This window comes from Aeromonas salmonicida subsp. salmonicida (assembly GCF_001643305.1).
Classification (GTDB): domain Bacteria; phylum Pseudomonadota; class Gammaproteobacteria; order Enterobacterales; family Aeromonadaceae; genus Aeromonas; species Aeromonas salmonicida.
This window is the reverse complement of sequence record NZ_LSGW01000079.1, coordinates 47360-65869: the sequence shown is the minus strand read 5'-3', so window position 1 is coordinate 65869 and position 18510 is coordinate 47360. Positions and strand designations below refer to the sequence as shown.

Below are 18510 nucleotides of genomic sequence, written 5' to 3'. Positions count from 1 at the left end.
ATCTTGTGAAACCTCGGGGGGATAGGGCCTAAAAAAGAAGTGAGAACTATTGCCATTCACAATTCAAAAAGCAATGAGCTTTTGCATGGTCGGTCCTCTTTTTATGAGGGCTGTGTCCGCCAGGATAAAATACTGTTTCAATAGGCTCTCTTCTTCTCTGGTTAGATCATATCGCCAGCCATTTTCAGCTGGTTCGAACCAGCCCTTTTCCCGTTTTGGCGAGTGTTGATAAGGACGCAGCATGGTGGATCTTCCTTGCTGTAATCAAAAGAGGAGGGCATAGGTGTGGGTCGAGGAGGGGGGGGGTATAAATCTGTTTGTCATTAATAGATCGATATTTTGCCTCGACAAGGCGCGTATATGTCAGATGCGGTCATGAGCCTCTGCATAGCCGTGTTTTTGTCATGGTCGTTGCTATTTCCTGCCAGATTTACCTGTTCGCTCCCGGGTGATTTCTGGCGCGCTGGTATGAAAGCCGTGATGGCACCCTGTCTTCAAGCTGCTGTTTTTTCTTCTTATGTCAGCTTGTGTCGCCATGTTCTGCGCCGCAACGAGATATTGACGGCAGCAAATGCCACACCTTGCGCGATGGCAGTCAGATGATCCGATTATCCTTTTTCTCCCATTATTTCCCGTCACCAGTTCACAACATTTTTCTGTAATTGTTAGCCAGCTCGCGGCGGCGGTACGGCCAAACGGGCAGAGTAGGCGCGATATTGGCCAGGGGCCTATATCCGTTGTTTTTATACGTGCAATAAGGTGCTGCGGCCCGCATAACGCGGGGCGCCAATAACATATCTGCTAATAAGAAAAGGAACATTGGCTATGTCAGGAAGACACTCTCTGGTGGCGCTCGCGGTCGGGCTGGCGCTGTCAGGACAGGTACAGGCACAACTGCTGATCAGCGAATATCTGGAAGGATCCAGTAACAACAAGGCGGTGGAGCTGAGCAATCTGGGCGCAACGCCCGTCGATCTATCTCAATACCGGCTGGCGCTCTATGCCAACGGCAAACCTCTTACCGATGCCCCCACCAACAGCCTGGCGCTGCAAGGCACCCTGGCCCCGGGCGCTAGCCTGGTGCTGGCCAATCCTTCCGCCAACGCCGAGATCCTGGCCAAGGCGAACCAGACCAGTGGCAACCTGGTGTTCAACGGTGACGATGCTCTGGTGCTCTATCGCGGCAGCGAGATAGTGGACAGCTTCGGCCAGGTGGGGGGGGATCCGGGCACGGCCTGGGTGTCCGGCAGCGTCTCGACCCTGGACATGACACTGCGCCGCAAGGCCACCGTCACCACGGGCCGGACTGATGCGGCGGGCCCCTTCAATCCGGCGCTGGAGTACGTGGCTGCCGCCAAGGATGATGCCAGCGGCCTGGGTTGCAGTGGCGATGGCCCCTGCGATGGCACTCTGCCCCCGGTCTTCGTCTGCCCGGTTGATCAGCTGATACCCGTGCCCGCCATTCAGGGCACCGGCAGCAGCAGCCCGCTGGTGCCAGCCGGCAAGTTTGAATCCGAGCAGGCCCATGCCACCCGTGGTGTGGTCACTCAGGTAGTAAGCGGCCTCTACAAGGGCTTCTTCATCCAGGACCCGCAAGGTGATGGAGACCCTGCCAGCTCGGACGGTCTCTTCGTCTACAGCACCCAGGCCAACAGCGCCATAGTGCCGGGGGCCGAGGTATGCGTCTCTGGCAAGGTGAAGGAGTACTTCAACCAGACCCAGCTCAATGCAGACCAGCTGGTGGTGACCCAGCCCATGGTGGCCTTGCTGCCGGCGGTGGATCTGGTGCCGGTGGCGGGCGAGACCCTGAACCAGCTGCTGGAGCGCCATGAGGGGATGCAGGTGCGGCTGGTACCCGAGTCCAGCCTGGTGGTGACCCGCAACTTCAGCTTCGATTACGATGGCAAGCGCAACAACCTGGTGCTCTCTTATGGCGCCCCCCTCATCAAGTCGACCCAGAAGTTTGCAGCCCTGAGCGAGGAGGCGAGCCAGTGGGCCCTGCGCAACCAGCAAAATCAGCTGGTGGTAGAGACGGACGCCAAGACGCCGGATGGGGTGCTGCCCTGGTATCCCGCCTTCAATGCCGAAGATGGCTACCTGCGCATCGGCGACAAACTCAACGGGCTGGAGGGGGCGCTGGGTTACTCCTACAACCTGTTCAGGCTGGTAGCGAGCAACCGCATCGACAGCAGCGACATAGACCACAGCGGCTGGGACAGGGTAGAGACCCCTGAACTCGCCGAGGCGGGGGATCTGCGGGTAGCCAGCTTCAACGTGCTCAACTTCTTCACCACAGTGGTGGGCGGGGATGCCAACCCTACCGGCAGCAACCGTGGCGCCCTGACAGTGGCGGAGTTCGAGAAGCAGCGCACCAAGATCGTGAGCGCCATCACCCGCCTCAATGCCGATGTGGTGGGGCTGATGGAGATAGAGAACAACGGCTACGGCGACAACTCCGCCATCGCCAATCTGGTTGAGGCCCTCAACGCCGCCCAGCCGGATGAAGCGGATCACTACCGCTTGATTGCCTCGCCCGATGGCCAGCCCATCGGCACAGATGCCATTACGGTGGGGCTTATCTACCGGCCCGCCAGCGTGACGCCGCAAGGTGCCGCCAGCCTCATAGTGCTGCCGGTGCAGCAGGCCGAGGCCCTGGACGCCAGCGGCAAGCCGGTTGCCATCAATCAGGGCATGCGCGAATCTGTGTTGCAGCAATTCAGCTCTCCCAAGGGGGATGCGCCCCTGACGCTGGTGGTCAACCACCTCAAGTCCAAGGGTTCCGCCTGCTTTGAGGATTACCCCGACTACGCCAGCGCCGATCCGCTGGATGGCCAGGGCCACTGCAACGCCCTGCGGGTCTCCGCCGCCAAGGTGCTGGGGGAGAGTCTCAAGGCGCTGAGCGGGGATCTGCTGATCATCGGCGACCTGAACGCCTATGGCATGGAGGACCCCATCCGGGTGCTGACCAGCTATGATCCGGCCGCGCAGCCGCGCCAGATCATGAGCGCTTCCTTCACCACGCTGGCGGGCCAACCTTTCGAGGAGAGCGGCAGCGCCCTTGGCAATGGGTATGGTTTTGTGAACCTCAATACCCGCTTCCATGGCACCGACACCTACTCCTACAGCTATGAAGGTGAGCTTGGCAATCTGGATCACGCCCTGGCCAACCCCAGCCTGGCAGCCAAGGTGATCGGCATCGAGGATTGGCACATCAACTCCGCCGAGAGCAACTTCTTTGAGTACGGCAGCAAGTACACGGGTCAGCTGGCCAAATCGGACGGCCCCTTCAGCGCCTCGGATCACGATCCCGTGCTGGTGGCGATCCAGTATCCGCTGCCGCCTGCCGGGGTGATCAGTCTGGATAGCGCAGCCGCCAGTGTGGAGGAGGGCAGCGCCCTGAGCCTCACCGTCAGTCGCCGCGATGGCAGCCATGGCGAGGCCAGCGTGAACTACCGCATCGCCTTTGGCAGCGCCGATGCCAATGATGTGGCGCCACTGACCGGCACCCTGAATTGGGCAGCCGGCCAGAGTGACAGCCAGACCATCAGCATCCCGGTGAAGAGCGACACCCTGCGCGAGGGGGATGAGACCTTCACTCTGGAGCTGTTCGATGCGAGCGGCGCTGCGCTGGGTGAGCAGAGCCAGACTCTGGTGACCATCAAGGACAAGCTGGCGCCGTCCACCATTGCGCTGGCTCGCGCGAGTATGACGGTGAACGAGGGGCAGTGGTTTGCCGAGATCCCAGTGGTGCGCAGCGGCGATTTGAGCAAGCCGGCCCGTGCCACCTTGGGCCTTGAGGGGGTCACGGCGCGCTGGGGGCTGGATTTCCTGCCCTGGTTCAGTCAGTCGGTGAGCTGGGCCGCCGGTGAGGGGGGCAACAAGTCCATCAAGGTGCTGATCCTGGATGACTGGTTTGTCGAGCCCACAGAGCAGTTCAAGGTGAGTCTGCGTCAGCTGCAGGGGGGCAAACCGGGCGCAGTGCAGGAGACCCTGGTCGATATCAAGGACAACGACACGTCCTGGTGGCCGTTTGGTCGCCGTTGATTAAAAAAGGATGAGCAAGGGGCCTGCGGGCCCCTTTTTGCTGGCCTTTTGACTGGCAAGAATGTGTGCAAGGCGATCCTTGCCGGCAGTTGCCACCCTCTGAATTCAGGCTGCTGGCGAGTCCAATGCCTTGCTGGTGAGCAGCGTAGGGGCGTGCGCAACAAAAAGACCCATCGGTGTGATGGGCCTTGGGGTGCTCATAGGACGGGGCTTGTCAGGATTGACTCTGGCTGTCGATCACCAGCTTGCCATCCTTGACCGGTATGGTGGCGCCGGGGGCCTTCTCCATGCGGATGACCCCCTCTTGTCCGGCGAGGCGGTAGGTGACGTCGTAGCCAAGCGTACGGGTACTGCTATCCTGCACCGTCTTGCAGCGCTGCTGCGTGGTGGTGTAGGTATCACCCGCCTGCATATTGCCCTGCACCTGATTGCCTGCATAACCACCGGCCACGGCCCCCGCGGCTGTTGCTACCTTCTTGCCACTGCCACCGCCAAACTGGTTGCCAAGCACGCCCCCGAGCGCGGCGCCAACCACTGTACCCAGGATCTTGTTCTCATCCTGCACGGGTTTGCGGTGGGTCACAGTGACGTTGCGGCACTCCTGACGGGGTGTCTTGATGGTCTCGGTCACCGGATTGCTGGCCAGTACCTCGGCAAACTGGGGCTTGGATGAAAACAGGGATCCGCTGGCTGCGGCCGACAATGCCAGCGCAGAGGCCACACCGATCCCGACACCTGCCAACATGGATTTGTTCATTTTTCGTTCTCCTGAAATGCATCACCTGATGCGGCTGTTGCTTGCCGCGATCTTGGCACAACCCGGGGGATGAACAAGGCACGCACCGCTCAGGCACGACAGCCTCTGACTGCACCGAAAAGTCCCTCGTCAAAAAGGTGTCGGGCTTTGGCGACAACAAGGGCCGTGGAGGTATGGCAGGGATGTGGGCATGTCGCTCTGGATCGGGTGGATACGTCGCATTTTGCGATTCATATGGGCTCTTTTTATCCATTTTGCGTCAAACCACTGCCGCGCCTGTCCCCTGACGCGGGCTTGAGCGGCTTGTCCGCGTGCACCGACTTGCGCGGCAACTGCTTGATAAATCGCTGTGATAAAGCGCTCCCATTGCCGATAAGAGATCACGGCAAGCATTATGCTTGGTCTTTTGGCAAGAGAGTGAAAGGACGGTGATGAAGTGACACCGTCGTCATCGCGTAGCGAATGAAAGAGACAGTCGGCAAGGGGGACTTATGTCGATGTTGCCAAGATGGATACAACCGGCCGTACAGGCCCGGATTATCACCCAGCAGCAGGCACAGCGGCTGCTGGCATCCCTTTATCAACCCCTCTCTGAGGTGGCGCAGGAGCTGCCCGCCGACATAGTCGACATCAGCCTCAAGCTCTACTGTTTTCGCCAACAGGGCAGGGTGCGCCACTGATGCACGAGTGAGAGGGCGTTTCCCCGAGCCGCTGGAGCCAGGCCGCATAGAGCGCGCCCGGCACTGTGGGCCGGGCGCGCTCTGGCAGTGAGGTCCGCCTCAGATCAACATCACTTGCACCACCAGCATCAGGGCGCCAAAGCCCAGCACGAAGCCCACCATGGGCAGCACGAACCTGACCCACTGGTTGAACTGGATGCCGAGCATCTGCAAGGTGACCAGCACCAGCCCGGTTGGGGCCAGGAACAGCATGGCGTATTGCCCCCAGTTGTAGGCCGACACCACGATATAGCGGGGGATCATCACTGTATCCGCCAGCGGCGCCATGATGGGCATGGAGAGCACGGCCAGCCCGGAGGAAGAGGGCACCACCAGCCCCAGCAGGGTGAACACCAGCATCTGGGCCACCGCAAACACGGCGCCGTGCATGCCGGAGACCAGATCGGAGGCGTAAGCCAGTATGGTGTCCGAGATCATCCCCTGATCCAGCACCAGATTGACTCCGCGCGCCAGCCCGATAATCAGCGACACCGCCACCAGTTCGGAGGCGCCCTGAGTGAAGGCCTCTACCGCCTCCTTCTCCTTCAGTCCCGAGATGAACATGATGATGATGGCGACGGCGAGGAAGGAGGCTGCCATCTGCGGGAACCACCAGCCGGCCATGGAGACGCCCCACACCATGAGCGGAAAGGCGAGGATGAACAGGGTCAGAATGATCTTGCGGCGCAGGGTGAAGGGGACCCCTTCATCCAGTGCGCCCTCTTTGAGAAAACGGGCGCGGAAGCTGTCTCTGTCCTCATAGGTGTAGGAGAAGGCCGGGTTGGCCTTGATCTTCTTGCAGTACCAGTGGAGATAGCCAATGACCACCAGAGTGCCCACCAGACAGCCGACGGCACGAAAGATCAGCCCCTCGGTGAAGGGGATGCCGGCGGCGTTGGAGGCGATCACCACAGAGAAGGGGTTGATGGTGGAGAAAGTGGTGCCCATGGAGGCGGCGAGGAAGATGGCCCCCAGGCGGCGCTGGCTTACTTGCGGGAAAACGGCGAGGCGCCACAGATACTGCCAGGGGATCTGGAGCTGCTGCGGGAAGGCACACCGGATTACATCGGGGTCAACTACTACTACACCCTGACCTATACCGACAACCCCCTCGGCGGCCAGACCTTGCAGCGCATCAATACCACGGGGCAGAAGGGCACCACCCCCTCGAGCGGCATTCCGGGCCTCTACAAGACGGCGCCCAATCCGCATCTTGAGACCAGCAACTGGGACTGGGCCATAGACCCGACCGGGATGCGCATCGCCCTGCGCCGCCTCTCGTCCCGCTACGGGCTGCCGCTGATGATCACCGAGAACGGGCTGGGGGAGTTTGACCAGCTGGAGGCGGATGACAGCGTGCACGATGCCTATCGCATCGCCTACCTCAAGAGCCATATCATTGCCTGTCAGCAGGCGCTGCAGGACGGGGTTGAGCTGATTGGTTACTGCGCCTGGTCGTTCACCGACATCTTGAGCTGGCTCAATGGCTACCAGAAGCGTTACGGCTTCGTCTATATCGACAGGGATGAGCAGCACGTCAACTCCTTGCGCCGCATCAAGAAAGACAGCTTCTACTGGTATCAGTCAGTCATCAGTTCGGGCGGCAAGGCGCTTTAACGCATCCCCTGGCCTTGTCATACGAAAAGGCCCTGCCTCACGGCAGGGCCTTTTGCATGGCCATTTTCCTATCCAGTGATGGGGGGCGCTAGATGAACATGCCCCCCGAGGCCTCGATGCGCTGGGCATTGACCCAGCGATTGTCATCCGAGAGCAGGGCCGCTATCAGGCCGCCTATGTCGTCGGGCTGGCCGACTCGCCCGAGCGCGGTCTGGCTGGCGATGAAGTCGTTGACCGCCTGGTTGTCCCGCACCACACCCCCGCCAAAATCAGTCTCGATAGCACCGGGTGCCACCACGTTGACGGCGATCCCGCGCGGGCCCAGCTCCTTGGCCAGATAGCGGGTCAACACCTCTATTCCCCCCTTCATGGCTGCGTAGGCGGCATAACCGGGCAGCGCGAAACGGGTGAGACCGGTCGAGAGGTTGATGATGCGCCCGCCATCGCGGATCAGGGGCAACAGCTGCTGGGTCAGGAAGAAGGTCCCCTTGAGGTGAATGTTCATGAGGGTATCGAACTGCTGCTCTGTGGTCTGCTCGAAGCTGGTGTGGATGCCGATGCCGGCATTGTTGACCAGAAAGTCGAACCGCTCCCGTTGCCACTCTCGCTGCAGCAATTGGTGCACCTCAGCCGCGAAGGCGGCAAAGGAGGCGCTGTCGGCCACATCGAGCGCATTGGCCTGCGCCACCACGGCAGCCGCCTCTTCGGCCTGGCTGTGATAGGTGATGATGAGATCGACGCCTTTGGCGGCGAGGGCCAGGGCCGAGTGTTTGCCTAGGCCGCGGCTGGCGCCTGTGATGAGGGCGATGGAACGGGTCATGGTACGACTCCTGTCAATGGGGTGGGTGCGGGCTCGAGACGAGCCGGTAGTGCCACTCTATTGGTACGTACATTATGGATAAAGAGGGTAATAATAGATGCACTGTTCTGTTTAAAGTGACAATGACGCCATGGATCAACTGGATGCGATGAGAATGTTTATGCGGGTGGCCGAGCTTGAAAGCTTCACCCGCAGCGCCGAGCAGTTGGGCATGCCCAAGGCGACGCTCTCCGCGGCCATTCGACGGCTGGAGGAGCAGCTGGGAGCCCGCTTGCTTCATCGCACTACCAGGCGGGTGCAACTGACCACGGATGGCCAGCTCTGCTACGCCCGCTGTCAGGCGTTGCTGGCCGATATGGAGGAGTTCAATGGGCTGTTTCGGCCTCATGGGCAACTCAGCGGCCAGCTGCGGGTGGACATGCCAAGCCGGATGGCGCGTCATCTGGTCATACCGGCGCTGCCCGCCTTTCTGGCGACCCACCCCGACTTGCAACTGATGCTGAGCAGCACGGATCGGCGTGTCGATCTGGTGCGTGAGGGCTTCGACTGTGTAGTACGGGTGGGGGCGCTGGAATCTTCGAGCCTGGTCGCCCGCCCCCTGGGCCACTACCGCCAGATCAACTGCGCCAGCGCCACCTATCTGGCCCGCCATGGCATTCCACAAACCTTGGCCGACCTGGCGGGGCACCGACTGGTCCACTATGGCGCCGTACCGGGGGATAAAGAAGCCGGGTTCGAGTACTTGCAGGCCGATGGCTCCCGCGCCGTGCTGGCGATGGCGGGGACTCTCACTGTGAACGACAGCGAAACCTATCTGGCCGCGGCGCTGGCGGGGCTCGGGATCATCCAGATGCCGCGAGTCGGGGTAGAGGCACTGCTCGCCAGTGGGGAACTGGTCATGGTGTTGCCCCAGTGGCAGGCGCCTCCTTTGCCCATTCATGCCCTCTATGCCCATCGTCGTCAGCTCTCGCCCAGGGTACAGGCCTTCATTCACTGGTTGGGCGGCCTGCTGGATATGGCGCTCGCCAGTGAACCAGCCCCGGCATTGTCGAGCGGCCAGTGACGGGGTGCCTCCCTCTGTCATGCACGACATCGGTGGTCAGATGCTCTGGTCGGGCTCTCTATAGTGGTAATCGAAAGTGATCATCGAAGATCCCGGTTTGGCGCGGGCGGGGCAGATAGGCATAATGGCGCTCTCACAGAGCAGAGGAGATCTCATGAAATATATCGGAGCCCACGTCAGTGCCGCCGGCGGGGTGGAGAACACCATAGCCCGCGCCCAGGCCATCGGTGCCAACGCCTTCGCCCTGTTTACCAAGAACCAGCGCCAGTGGCAGGCGGCGCCGCTGTCCGAGGCCAGCATCAGAGCCTTCAAACTGGCGTGCGAGAAAGCCGGTTTTCGCCCGGAGCAGATCCTGCCCCACGACAGTTACCTCATCAATCTGGGCCATCCCGATCCCGACGGCCTGGCCAAGTCTCGCGATGCGTTTCTCGATGAGATAAAACGCTGCGAGCAGCTGGGACTTTGCTACCTCAACTTCCATCCCGGCAGCCATTTGAAGCAGATCCCGGAAGCGGCCAGCCTGACACTGGTGAGCGAATCCATCAACTGGGCGCTGGAGCGCAGCCAGGGGGTGACGGCCGTGATTGAGAACACAGCTGGGCAGGGCACCAACCTCGGCTGGTCGTTCGAACACCTGGCCACCCTCATCGACGGGGTGGAGGACAAGAGTCGGGTCGGTATCTGCTTCGATACTTGCCACGCCTTCGCCGCCGGTTATGATTTGCGTACCCCTGAGTCCTGCGCTCAGGTGTTTGCCGATTTCGATCGGATCGTCGGCTTCCAGTATCTCAAGGGGATGCACATCAACGGCGCCAAGTGCACCTTCGGCAGCCGGGTCGACCGCCATCACAGCTTGCGTGAAGGCAATCTGGGGGAGGCGGTATTCCACCACATCATGAATGACGACCGTTTCGATGGCATTCCGCTGGTCCTGGAGACCATAGACGAGACGATCTGGGGCGACGAGATCAGTTGGCTACGCAGTCTGGCAAAGGCGTAAAGCACCGCGGCCACTGCATAAGGAGCAATGATGATGCAAGAAGAGTCACACGCGCGGCCACTGCGCTGGGGCATTGCCGGGGCGGGGGCCATTGCCCGTCGCTTTTGCAAGGACGTGAATGAGCACGCGAGCTTGGGGCAGGTGGTGGCGATCGCCGCCCGTGATCAGACGCGGGCCCGGGACTTTGCCGAGGAGCAGGGATTGCCCCTTGCCTATGGCAGCTACCAGGCGCTGGCGGCAAGCACCGAGGTGGAGGCCGTCTATGTGGCGGTGATCCACCCCGAGCACGCCGACCTGATCAAGCAGATGTTGCTGGCGGGCAAGCATGTGCTGGTGGAAAAACCGGCGGTGACTCAAGTAGCAGACTGGGATGCACTGGTACAGCTCGCCCAGGCCCGAGGCCTGCTGCTGATGGAGGCAATGAAGGTGATGTGCTTCCCCGCCATGCGCGAATTGCTGCGGCGACTCGGCGCCTTGCCTGCCCCCAATCGGCTGCAGGCGGCCTTCGGCTCGGTGCAGGAGAGATCCGGCAAACTGTTTGATCCCGCCTTGGCCGGGGGCGCTGCCTGGGATGTGGGTGTCTATCCGCTCTGGCTCTACGCCGCCATCTGTCACCAGCTGGGGCTGGCTGCGGGTGAGCCGCAGGTTGCTCTTTCCCGCCAGACGGGCGAGGTGGACGAGGCTGCCAGCTTCCGCTTTGCCGGCTCCCTCGCGGCCGACTTGGATGCCTCCATCGTCCAGGATCTCGACAAGGCGGCGTATCTGGGCGGCGAGGGCTGGGCCCTGCAACTGGTCGGCAAGTGGTGGAACCCCCAGCAGGTACGCTGGGTCACGGGGGATCCCTTGCCCGCCTGGCCGGGAGACATAGAGGCGCAGGTAGCAGGCGGTGGCATGCAGCACGAGGCGGATCATTTCGCCGCCTGTGTCAGGCAGGGATTGAGGGATTCCCCCTGGGTGCCGCAGGCCCTGACCAGACAAGTGCTGGGGTGGGTCGAGCGCGGTTTGCAACCCGCACCCTGATAACGGATAGACAGAGAGGGCGCCTGGGCGCCCTCTCTTTTTTCTCTGCGCAAGGGGGAGTCCGATCATCTTATTGAGATTTTGTCCGAGTGGTTATGTCCGCCAGGGGTTGAGGCAGGGCCCCCTCTTGTGCGCGGCAAAACTGCAGAAAGCGGCGCAAGGTGGCGGAGTGGTATTTCTGCCGGTGCCAGATGAGGGAGAGCTGGCGGGGAAAACGCCGGGCAAGGGAGAAGGCCACCAGACGACCGGCCTGCAACCGATCCGACACCGCCAGGCGGGAGATGAAGGAGATCCCCAGCCCCTTTTCAACCGCCAGCATCACGGCCTCCAGGGTGTTGAGCTCCAGCCCTACCTGCCAGCGAGGCAGCCCGGGCTGGATCTGTTGCTCGAATTGCTCGCGGCTGCCTGACTGTGGTTCGCGCAGCACCCAGGTTTCATCGCTCAGCTGGCTGAGCGACAGGCGGCTGCGCCGGGCGAGGGGATGATCGGGATGAGCCACGATCAGCATCTCGTCATTGAGCCAGGGTTCACTCACCAGATCAGCATGGTGGTTCTGCCCCTCTATCAAGGCCAGATCCAGCTCGAAGTTGGCCAGCAAATGGCACAGCTGGTGGGTGTTGGTAATGGTGACCCTGGGGGGCAGGCCCAGCTCCTGTTTGCTGCTGGCCAGCAGGGTGGGGAGCAGGTAGTTGCCTATGGTCTGGCTCGCTCCCAGGCGCAGCTGGCCGCTCGGCTCGGTATCGGGGCTGAACAGGGTTTCGATATCCTGCATCCGGGTCAGCAACTCTTCGGCGGCCGGTTGCAGCAGGCGCCCCTCGTTGTTGAGCTGCAATCTGGGGTGGATGCGATCGAACAAGGGGGTGGCGAGCTGGCGCTCCAGTTCCTGCAATGACTGGGAGACGGCGCCCTTGCTCAGGCAGAGCTCGTTGGCGGCCAGCCCCAGATTGCCGTAGCGGGCTATGGTGGCGAAGACCTTGAGTTGTTGCAGGGTCAGTTTCATGTTTGGTTTACCTGAACAATTGATTCAATTCATTTAGATATCGTAAACGATAGCGGCGTTTTATCCTATGCTCATCGTCTCTCACAAGAGGTTTCAGCCATGATCGCAAGAACTCGTCAATCCCTAGCCGCGGCACCCACCCCCATGGCGGGCCTGGCACTCGGGATCGCCAGTCTCGGTTGGTGCTGGGAAAATGCCGGCCAGTTCGATGGTCGCCTGCAACTGCTGGGCGCCGCCGTTGCTGCCGTGCTGCTGGTGATCCTCACCTTCAAGTTTCTGCTTCATCCACGCCTGCTGTGGCAGGATCTGGCTCACCCCGTGGTGGGCAGCGTTGTGCCCACCTATGCCATGGCCACCATGGTGGTCTCCAAGGCGGTCGGCATGCTGGCCCCCGGTCTGGGCGAGGGGCTCTGGTTGTTTGCCGTTGTGCTGCATCTGCTGTTTCTGGCCACGTTTGTCTGGCACAGGGTCAAGCAGTTCGAGATCCATCACATGGTGCCGAGCTGGTTTGTGCCGCCGGTGGGCATCATAGTGGCTGACGTGGCCTTTCCGGGTGGCCAGTTTGCCGCGCTGGCCGACGGCCTGCTCTGGTTTGGCATGCTCTGCTACGGCCTGATGTTACCGCTGATGCTCTATCGCCTCATCTTCAGTCATGAAGTACCGGATGCCGCCAAGCCGACCATCGCCATTCTGGCGGCCCCTGCCAGTCTGTCACTCGCCGGTTATCTGACAGTGACCGAGGATCCTTCCTTGTTGCTGGTGGCCGTGCTGCTGGGGATCGCCATCCTGATGACCTGCATCATCTATCTGGCGTTTATCAAGTTGTTGCGCCTGCCGTTTTCACCGGGGTATGCCGCCTTCACCTTCCCGCTGGTGATAGGTGCCACCGCTCTGTTCAAGGTAAGCCACCTGCTGGCGCAGTGGCCACAAGCAACCCACTATGTGGAGCAGGTCAATCTGCTGGCCCACTTCGAACTGGGTGCCGCCACCCTGATCGTCGGCTATGTGGCCTTGCGCTATCTGATGTTTTTCCTGCCATTAAGGGAGATCAACATGGATCACGGCATCGCCCGACACGGCGCCCGCCGCTAGGCACGACTATCCTGGAGAGACTCGGGGTAAGGGGTCAGTCAACGAGAAGGGCATGCGTGCAGACATGCTCCACTGGCCAGAAATAGTGAGAGCGCTCCACCATGGGTGGAGCGCTTTTTTGTCTGCTGTTAAGTGTTGAAGGAGACTTTTTTTGCCGCGGGGAAATCCATTTTTTGAACCAGCGCTCACCCTGAGGTGCTCACGATGAATTTCACTGGTATTACCTGTCAGGACGAATACAATGCAACCCCATTTTCTTCGTTTGACCTCATTCATGTCTTCCCAAGATCCTGTGTTTGATTCCTCTTTTCAGACCCGTTTATTGCGACCGCGTTACTGGCCAAGCTGGTTGGCACTCGGCGCGCTCTGTGTGCTCGCCTTCGTGCCGCCCCGCTGGCGTGACAAGCTGGCAGAATGGCTGGCGCCGTTGGTAGTCAAGGTCTCCAAGAAACAGATCTACATCGCCAAAACCAACCTCGATATCTGCTTTGCCAACAAGAGCCAGGCCGAGCGTGATGCCATCCTGATGACCTCCATCCGCATCGGTCTCAAGACCTTGCTTGGATTTGGTGAATTTACCGTGCGCAGCCCCGCCTACCTGATGAAGCGCATCAATGTGAGTGGCTGGGAGCATATCGAGGCGGAGCAGGCCGCCGGCCGCCCCATGATACTGGTGGTGCCCCATAGCTGGCCGGTCGATGCTGCCGGCTACTACTTCACCCAGCGTGGCGTGCCCATGTGCGCCATGATGAAGAGTGCCCGCAATCCGGTATTTGACTGGCACATTAATCGGGAACGAGCCAAGAATGGTTGCCGTGTCTATGAACGCAGTGCCGGCATCAAGTCGGTGATCAGAACCGTCAAGCGTGGACACAGTTTCTTCTATCTGCCGGACCAGGATCATGGCCGTGAGGCGAGCATCTTTGCGCCCTTCTTCGGCTATCCCAAGGCAACCCTGCCGGCTCTGCCGCGGTTGGTGCAGGTCAGTGGTGCCAAGGCAGTGCCCATGCTGGCCTGCTACGATGAGGCCAAGTACTGCTACCGTCTGGAGATAGAGGCGCCGTTTGCTGATTACCCCAGCGCCGATCTGATGGCGGACACTTGCCGCATGAACAACATGATTGAGCAGCAACTGACTCGCGATCCTGGCCAATACATGTGGTTTCTCAAGATCTTCGATACCCGTGAAGAGCAGGAAGGGTCGGACGGCCTCTATGAAGAAGGGATCAAGCGGATCCGGGGTGATCTTCCTCCCGGCGCCTGACTTGTCATCGTGATCATGGCCCTGCGGGGCCATTTTTATTGGGTACGAGTCTGTGTGTTGGTAAGACCACTGCACCCCAAAGTGGAAAAAATTGTCAGGATAATTAAAATAACCGTTTATTTTCTATGACTTGATGGCGGCGATGTCTTCACACGATCCGGTTTTTGATACCTCATTTCATGCCCGTCTGCTCCATCCGCGCTGGTGGGGCAGTTGGCTGGCGCTTGGCTTTTTGTGTCTGCTGGCATGGGTGCCTCACGGCGTGCGCGGGCGTTTTGCCAATGCCGTGGCCCCGGCTTTGCTGCGACTTTCCAAAAAGCAGGCCTACATTGCCGAGACCAATCTCAAGATCTGTTTTCCCGAGCTGGATGCCGCCGGGCGCCGTACCCTCTTGCTCAAAGCGATCCGGACCGGCCTCAAGGCATTCATGGGCTTTGGCGAGCTGACCCTGCGCAGCGCAGCGCATCTCAAAAGCCGCATCAAGGTACGGGGCTGGGAGCATATAGAAGCGGAGCTGGCCGCCGGGCGCACCATGATACTGGTCGTGCCTCACACCTGGGCGGTGGACATGATTGGCCGCTACCTGACCGATGAGGGTCTTGCGCTCTGTACCATGATGAAGAGCCCGAAAGATCAGGTGTTTGACTGGTATATCAACCGCGAGCGATCCAAAGCCGGCAAGGTGTATGAGCGCAGTGTCGGCATCAAACCGGCCATCAAGGCCATCCGCAGCGGCTACAACTTCTTCTATCTGCCGGATCAGGATCATGGTCGTGAGAAGAGCATCTTCATCCCTTTCTTCGGTCACCCCAAGGCGACTCTGCCGGCTCTGCCCAAGCTGGTGAAGCTGACCGGTGCCCGTGCTGTGCCCATCCTCGCCTGCTATGACGAAGATGAAGAGTGCTACCGGCTTGAGATTGAACCCCCGTTTGATCCATATCCCACGGACGATTTGACCGCCGACGTCAATGCCATGAACCGCATGGTGGAGCAGCAGCTGAGCCAGTATCCAGAGCAGTACATGTGGTTTCTCAAGATCTTCGAAACCCAGGAACATCAAGAAGGGGAGGATGGTCTCTACGAAGAGGGAATTAAGCGGATCCGCAGCGGTCTGCCACCCGAACCCTGAAGGGAAAGACACTGGCTGGCGACCTGAGATGACAGCGGTGACAAGCGCTTGTCCTTTAAGCAGTTTGGTGAGTAAAGCAGCGGCAAATGGGGCACCGGAAGGTGTCAAGGAACAGGGATATGCAAGCCGGCCTCATAGGGGCTATCTTCTGAGGCGCAAATAGGGTAAAAGGGCGGCCATGAAAATTCCAAATCGAATCCAACCTCTGGTTGATGACGGCCTGGTCGATGACGTCATCAGCCGGCTGATGAGCGGCAAAGAGGCCGACGTCTATGTGGTGCGCTGCGGCGACGAGATCCGCTGCGCCAAGGTCTATAAAGAGGCGTCCAAGCGCAGCTTCAAGCAGGCCGTGGTGTATCAGGAAGGGCGCAAGGTGCGTAACAGTCGCAGCGCCCGCGCCATGGAGAAAGGCTCCAAGTACGGCCGCAAGCAGCACGAAGAGGTGTGGCAGAACACAGAAGTGGATGCCTTGTTCAAGCTGGCGGCGGCTGGCGTGCGGGTACCGCAGCCCTATGTCTGTCTCGACGGTGTGCTCTTGATGGAGCTTATCACCGACGAGGATGGCAATGTGGCCCCCCGTCTCAATGATGTGGCACTCTCACCCGATCAGGCTGTCATCGATCACGACAAGGTGATCCGCTATGTGGTGCGCATGCTCTGCGCAGGCCTTATCCACGGGGATCTTTCCGAGTTCAACGTGCTGGTGGATGCCCAGGGTCCCGTCATCATAGACCTGCCCCAGGTTGTGGATGCTGCCGCCAACAACCAGGCCAAGGCGATGCTGGAGCGGGACGTCAACAACATGCGCAACTATTACGGCATGTATGCCCCCGAGCTGCTCAATACCCGTTACGCCAAGGAGATGTGGGCCCTGTTCGAAGATGGCAAGCTGACCCCGGAGAGCGAGTTGACCGGCCTGTTCGAGGAGAGCACAGAGGCCATCGATATCGATTCCGTGCTGCACGAGATCGAGAGCGCCGAAGAGGAAGCCCATGCCCGTCTGGCCCGAATGAACGCCGAGCAGGAAGACAGCTACTGATCGCCACTCATCATCACGTCATCAGTCACAACAGGAGCGCCTTCGGGCGCTCATGTTGTTTATGGCTGCCGTTTGACGCGGCATCTGGCTGGCGGCTCAACGCAGGGGCGGGAGGCGGTAAAACCGTACCCAGCAGTCATCCCCTGCATGGTAGCGACGATCCAGCCAGTGTCCGTTGGCAGCTTCAATGATCTTGAGGGAGGCTGCATTCGTTTCGTCGCAGCTGATGAGGACGGGGCCGGTCAATACATGTTGTTGCAACCAGCGCAGCAGGGTGCGGGCAACGCCCTCACCGCGGCGGGAGGGGCGGGTATCGTAACCTATGTGGCCAAGCCATTGCGCCGTGGCCGGGTTGTCGCCGTGGCGTAGCCGCAGTGTGCCGAGTATCTCCCCCTCCTCAAGTGCAAAGTAGGTAGTGGTGGGCAGATACCCCATGGGCAGATGACGGCCCTCTGCGTGATCGAGCAGGCTTTGCAGCCAGCCGTCAGGGTCAAATTGCGCCACCTGATAGAGCGGCAGACCGGCTTCGCCGCACTCGGTCACATAGCTGCGATAGGCGGGGACATCGTCAGGTTGCGCCGGGCGGCACTCTATGGTCGACGGCCTGTTCACGAGCCAGTGACCAGGGGTTGTAGCAGTTGCGGCTCGCTGTGGTGGGGCTCCTGTATGCAGGTCCGTTGTCGCCCCCCTTGCTTGGCCGCATAGAGCGCTCTGTCCGCTCTGGGGTATGCCTGCTCGAAGCGCTCTCCCGGCTGCAGCGACGTCAGGCCTATGCTCATGCTTATGGGACCGCCAGCGAGCTGCGAGGTGGCCTGGGCGATCCGTTGCTGCAGGGTGTGGCAGTAATGTGGCAGCGTTTGCGGATTTTCCATCAAGAAAATGACCAGCTCGTCTCCCCCCAGTCGCCCCGCTATCCCCTGCCGTGGCAGGGTAGTGCGTATTACCTGACCTACCAGTCGCAACATGGCATCCCCGGCGGGATGACCGTGCCGGTCATTGATCTGCTTGAAGTCATCCAGGTCGATCAGCAACAGCTGACAGGGGTTGGCCCCTGCACTGACCTGCGCCTGTAACAGTTGCTGAAAATAGTGGCGGCTCAGCAGACCGGTCAGCTCATCCTGATTGGCCCGCTGCTCCAGCTCGCGCTGGGTCGCCAATAGTGCCTGCTGCTGGCGGGTATGGACAAGGCTGAGCAACAGATAGCTGCGGGCTATGGTAAAGAGCAGGCTGAGCAGGATCACGGGGCCGAGCAAGGGGTCGGTAAAGGTACTGGCGTTGAGTTCCGGCTGCCAGAGGTGCTTGGCTATCCTGAGTAGCTGCAGCAGCAACTGCAGACCGAGCAGCAGTATGGCAAAGCGCAATACCCGATAGAGGGGGGCCAGACGTTGATAACGCCAGAGCTGCCAGATCAGTACCGCGAATTGCAGGGAGAGCACGGCGGAGAGGACCATGATCCGGCTGTGTACGTCAGACAGGGGCCGCAGGCTGGCGGTTAGGGCAAACAGCATAAATCCGATGAGCGCTATGGCAGGGCAGAGCCAGCCAAGCTGGTCTGCCTCGCGTCGAAAGAAGTGGCGCAAGCCCCGCTCATACAGCAGGGGCGCGGCAAGCAGCAGCAGGTTGGTCAGCAGTATGTTGACAAGGGAGATATCCCCCTCGAGCGGCCGGAGCAGCAGGCCGCAGAACGAAGCGGCGATGGCCAGTTCGCTGGCAGACCAGTAGAGCAGGCCCCTGATGCGGCGCTGGGTATGCCACACATAGGCAAAAATGGCTGCGACCCCGACATGGGACAGCGTGACAAACAGTACCAGACTCAGCAATTGTGCGGAGGAAAACAGATTATGCATCAAGGGTCTCTCAGGGCTCTTCCACCTGTTAACCGCGTCCCGACGTATGAGGTCGATAGCTGGCAGTGCTGGATCACAGCATGAATCCAACCCATTATC

At 60.5% G+C, this 18510-nt stretch carries 15 protein-coding genes and 2 pseudogenes; 10 read left to right on the top strand and 7 right to left on the bottom strand.

Annotation, left to right across the window (positions count from 1 at the left end):
* Nucleotides 1-63 precede the first annotated feature (63 nt).
* Nucleotides 64-243 carry a hypothetical protein gene (locus AXW79_RS14975; protein ID WP_005311193.1) on the bottom strand — a complete coding sequence of 60 codons (180 nt, stop codon included), beginning with the start codon at nt 241-243 and terminating at the stop codon, nt 64-66.
* Between the two features lie 582 nt (nt 244-825).
* Between AXW79_RS14975 and AXW79_RS14970 the strand changes: the two genes are divergently transcribed.
* Entirely contained in the window at nt 826-4044 is a 3219-nt protein-coding gene (locus tag AXW79_RS14970; protein ID WP_005311195.1) for an ExeM/NucH family extracellular endonuclease, read from the top strand.
* 214 nt (nt 4045-4258) lie between these two features.
* Here AXW79_RS14970 and AXW79_RS14965 read toward each other — a convergent pair whose 3' ends face one another.
* Nucleotides 4259-4801, bottom strand: a complete 543-nt coding sequence (locus AXW79_RS14965; protein WP_005311197.1) for a glycine zipper 2TM domain-containing protein — start codon at nt 4799-4801, stop codon at nt 4259-4261.
* 491 nt (nt 4802-5292) lie between these two features.
* Between AXW79_RS14965 and AXW79_RS14960 the strand changes: the two genes are divergently transcribed.
* Nucleotides 5293-5481: a hypothetical protein gene (locus AXW79_RS14960; protein ID WP_011898756.1), complete on the top strand. Its 189-nt coding sequence runs from the start codon at nt 5293-5295 to the stop codon at nt 5479-5481.
* Nucleotides 5482-5580: 99 nt separating this feature from the next.
* On the opposite strand, the pseudogene AXW79_RS14955 reads toward AXW79_RS14960, so the two are convergent.
* A pseudogene (locus tag AXW79_RS14955) lies at nt 5581-6495 on the bottom strand (YfcC family protein); the annotation flags it as partial.
* On the opposite strand from AXW79_RS14955, the pseudogene AXW79_RS14950 reads away from it, so the two are divergent.
* Nucleotides 6490-7137, top strand: a pseudogene (locus AXW79_RS14950) (glycoside hydrolase family 1 protein); the annotation flags it as partial. The pseudogenes AXW79_RS14955 and AXW79_RS14950 sit on opposite strands and share 6 nt — an antisense overlap.
* 88 nt (nt 7138-7225) lie before the next feature.
* On the opposite strand, the gene AXW79_RS14945 reads toward AXW79_RS14950, so the two are convergent.
* Nucleotides 7226-7957, bottom strand: coding sequence for an SDR family oxidoreductase (locus tag AXW79_RS14945; RefSeq protein ID WP_005311205.1), 732 nt, complete (start codon nt 7955-7957; stop codon nt 7226-7228).
* A 130-nt stretch (nt 7958-8087) separates the two neighbouring features.
* Here AXW79_RS14945 and AXW79_RS14940 point away from each other — a divergent pair, with 130 nt between their 5' ends.
* From AXW79_RS14940 to AXW79_RS14930, 3 genes are all read left to right on the top strand, one after another.
* The gene (locus tag AXW79_RS14940) at nt 8088-9020 is read left to right on the top strand and encodes a LysR family transcriptional regulator (protein ID WP_005311207.1); all 933 of its coding nucleotides are present in this window, start codon (nt 8088-8090) and stop codon (nt 9018-9020) included.
* Nucleotides 9021-9174: 154 nt separating this feature from the next.
* Nucleotides 9175-10020, top strand: a complete 846-nt coding sequence (gene nfo, locus AXW79_RS14935) for a deoxyribonuclease IV (protein ID WP_005311209.1) — start codon at nt 9175-9177, stop codon at nt 10018-10020.
* A gap of 27 nt (nt 10021-10047) precedes the next feature.
* Nucleotides 10048-11040: a Gfo/Idh/MocA family protein gene (locus AXW79_RS14930; RefSeq protein WP_005311211.1), complete on the top strand. Its 993-nt coding sequence runs from the start codon at nt 10048-10050 to the stop codon at nt 11038-11040.
* A 70-nt stretch (nt 11041-11110) separates the two neighbouring features.
* Here the strand turns inward: AXW79_RS14930 and AXW79_RS14925 are convergent, their stop codons facing one another.
* Nucleotides 11111-12040, bottom strand: a complete 930-nt coding sequence (locus AXW79_RS14925; protein ID WP_005311213.1) for a LysR substrate-binding domain-containing protein — start codon at nt 12038-12040, stop codon at nt 11111-11113.
* Between the two features lie 99 nt (nt 12041-12139).
* Here AXW79_RS14925 and AXW79_RS14920 point away from each other — a divergent pair, with 99 nt between their 5' ends.
* From AXW79_RS14920 to AXW79_RS14905, 4 genes are all read left to right on the top strand, one after another.
* The gene (locus tag AXW79_RS14920; protein ID WP_017412087.1) at nt 12140-13132 is read left to right on the top strand and encodes a TDT family transporter; all 993 of its coding nucleotides are present in this window, start codon (nt 12140-12142) and stop codon (nt 13130-13132) included.
* 274 nt (nt 13133-13406) lie between these two features.
* The gene (lpxM, locus tag AXW79_RS14915) at nt 13407-14396 is read left to right on the top strand and encodes a lauroyl-Kdo(2)-lipid IV(A) myristoyltransferase (protein WP_011898754.1); all 990 of its coding nucleotides are present in this window, start codon (nt 13407-13409) and stop codon (nt 14394-14396) included.
* Nucleotides 14397-14529: 133 nt separating this feature from the next.
* Nucleotides 14530-15525: an LpxL/LpxP family acyltransferase gene (locus AXW79_RS14910; protein WP_011898753.1), complete on the top strand. Its 996-nt coding sequence runs from the start codon at nt 14530-14532 to the stop codon at nt 15523-15525.
* A gap of 178 nt (nt 15526-15703) precedes the next feature.
* Nucleotides 15704-16564: a PA4780 family RIO1-like protein kinase gene (locus AXW79_RS14905; RefSeq protein WP_005311220.1), complete on the top strand. Its 861-nt coding sequence runs from the start codon at nt 15704-15706 to the stop codon at nt 16562-16564.
* 96 nt (nt 16565-16660) lie between these two features.
* Here AXW79_RS14905 and AXW79_RS14900 read toward each other — a convergent pair whose 3' ends face one another.
* Together AXW79_RS14900 and AXW79_RS14895 are read right to left on the bottom strand one after the other, a co-directional pair.
* Nucleotides 16661-17176: a GNAT family N-acetyltransferase gene (locus tag AXW79_RS14900; protein WP_011898751.1), complete on the bottom strand. Its 516-nt coding sequence runs from the start codon at nt 17174-17176 to the stop codon at nt 16661-16663.
* Nucleotides 17173-18411, bottom strand: a complete 1239-nt coding sequence (locus AXW79_RS14895; RefSeq protein WP_011898750.1) for a GGDEF domain-containing protein — start codon at nt 18409-18411, stop codon at nt 17173-17175. Before AXW79_RS14895 ends, AXW79_RS14900 begins: the two co-directional genes overlap by 4 nt.
* Nucleotides 18412-18510 lie beyond the last annotated feature (99 nt).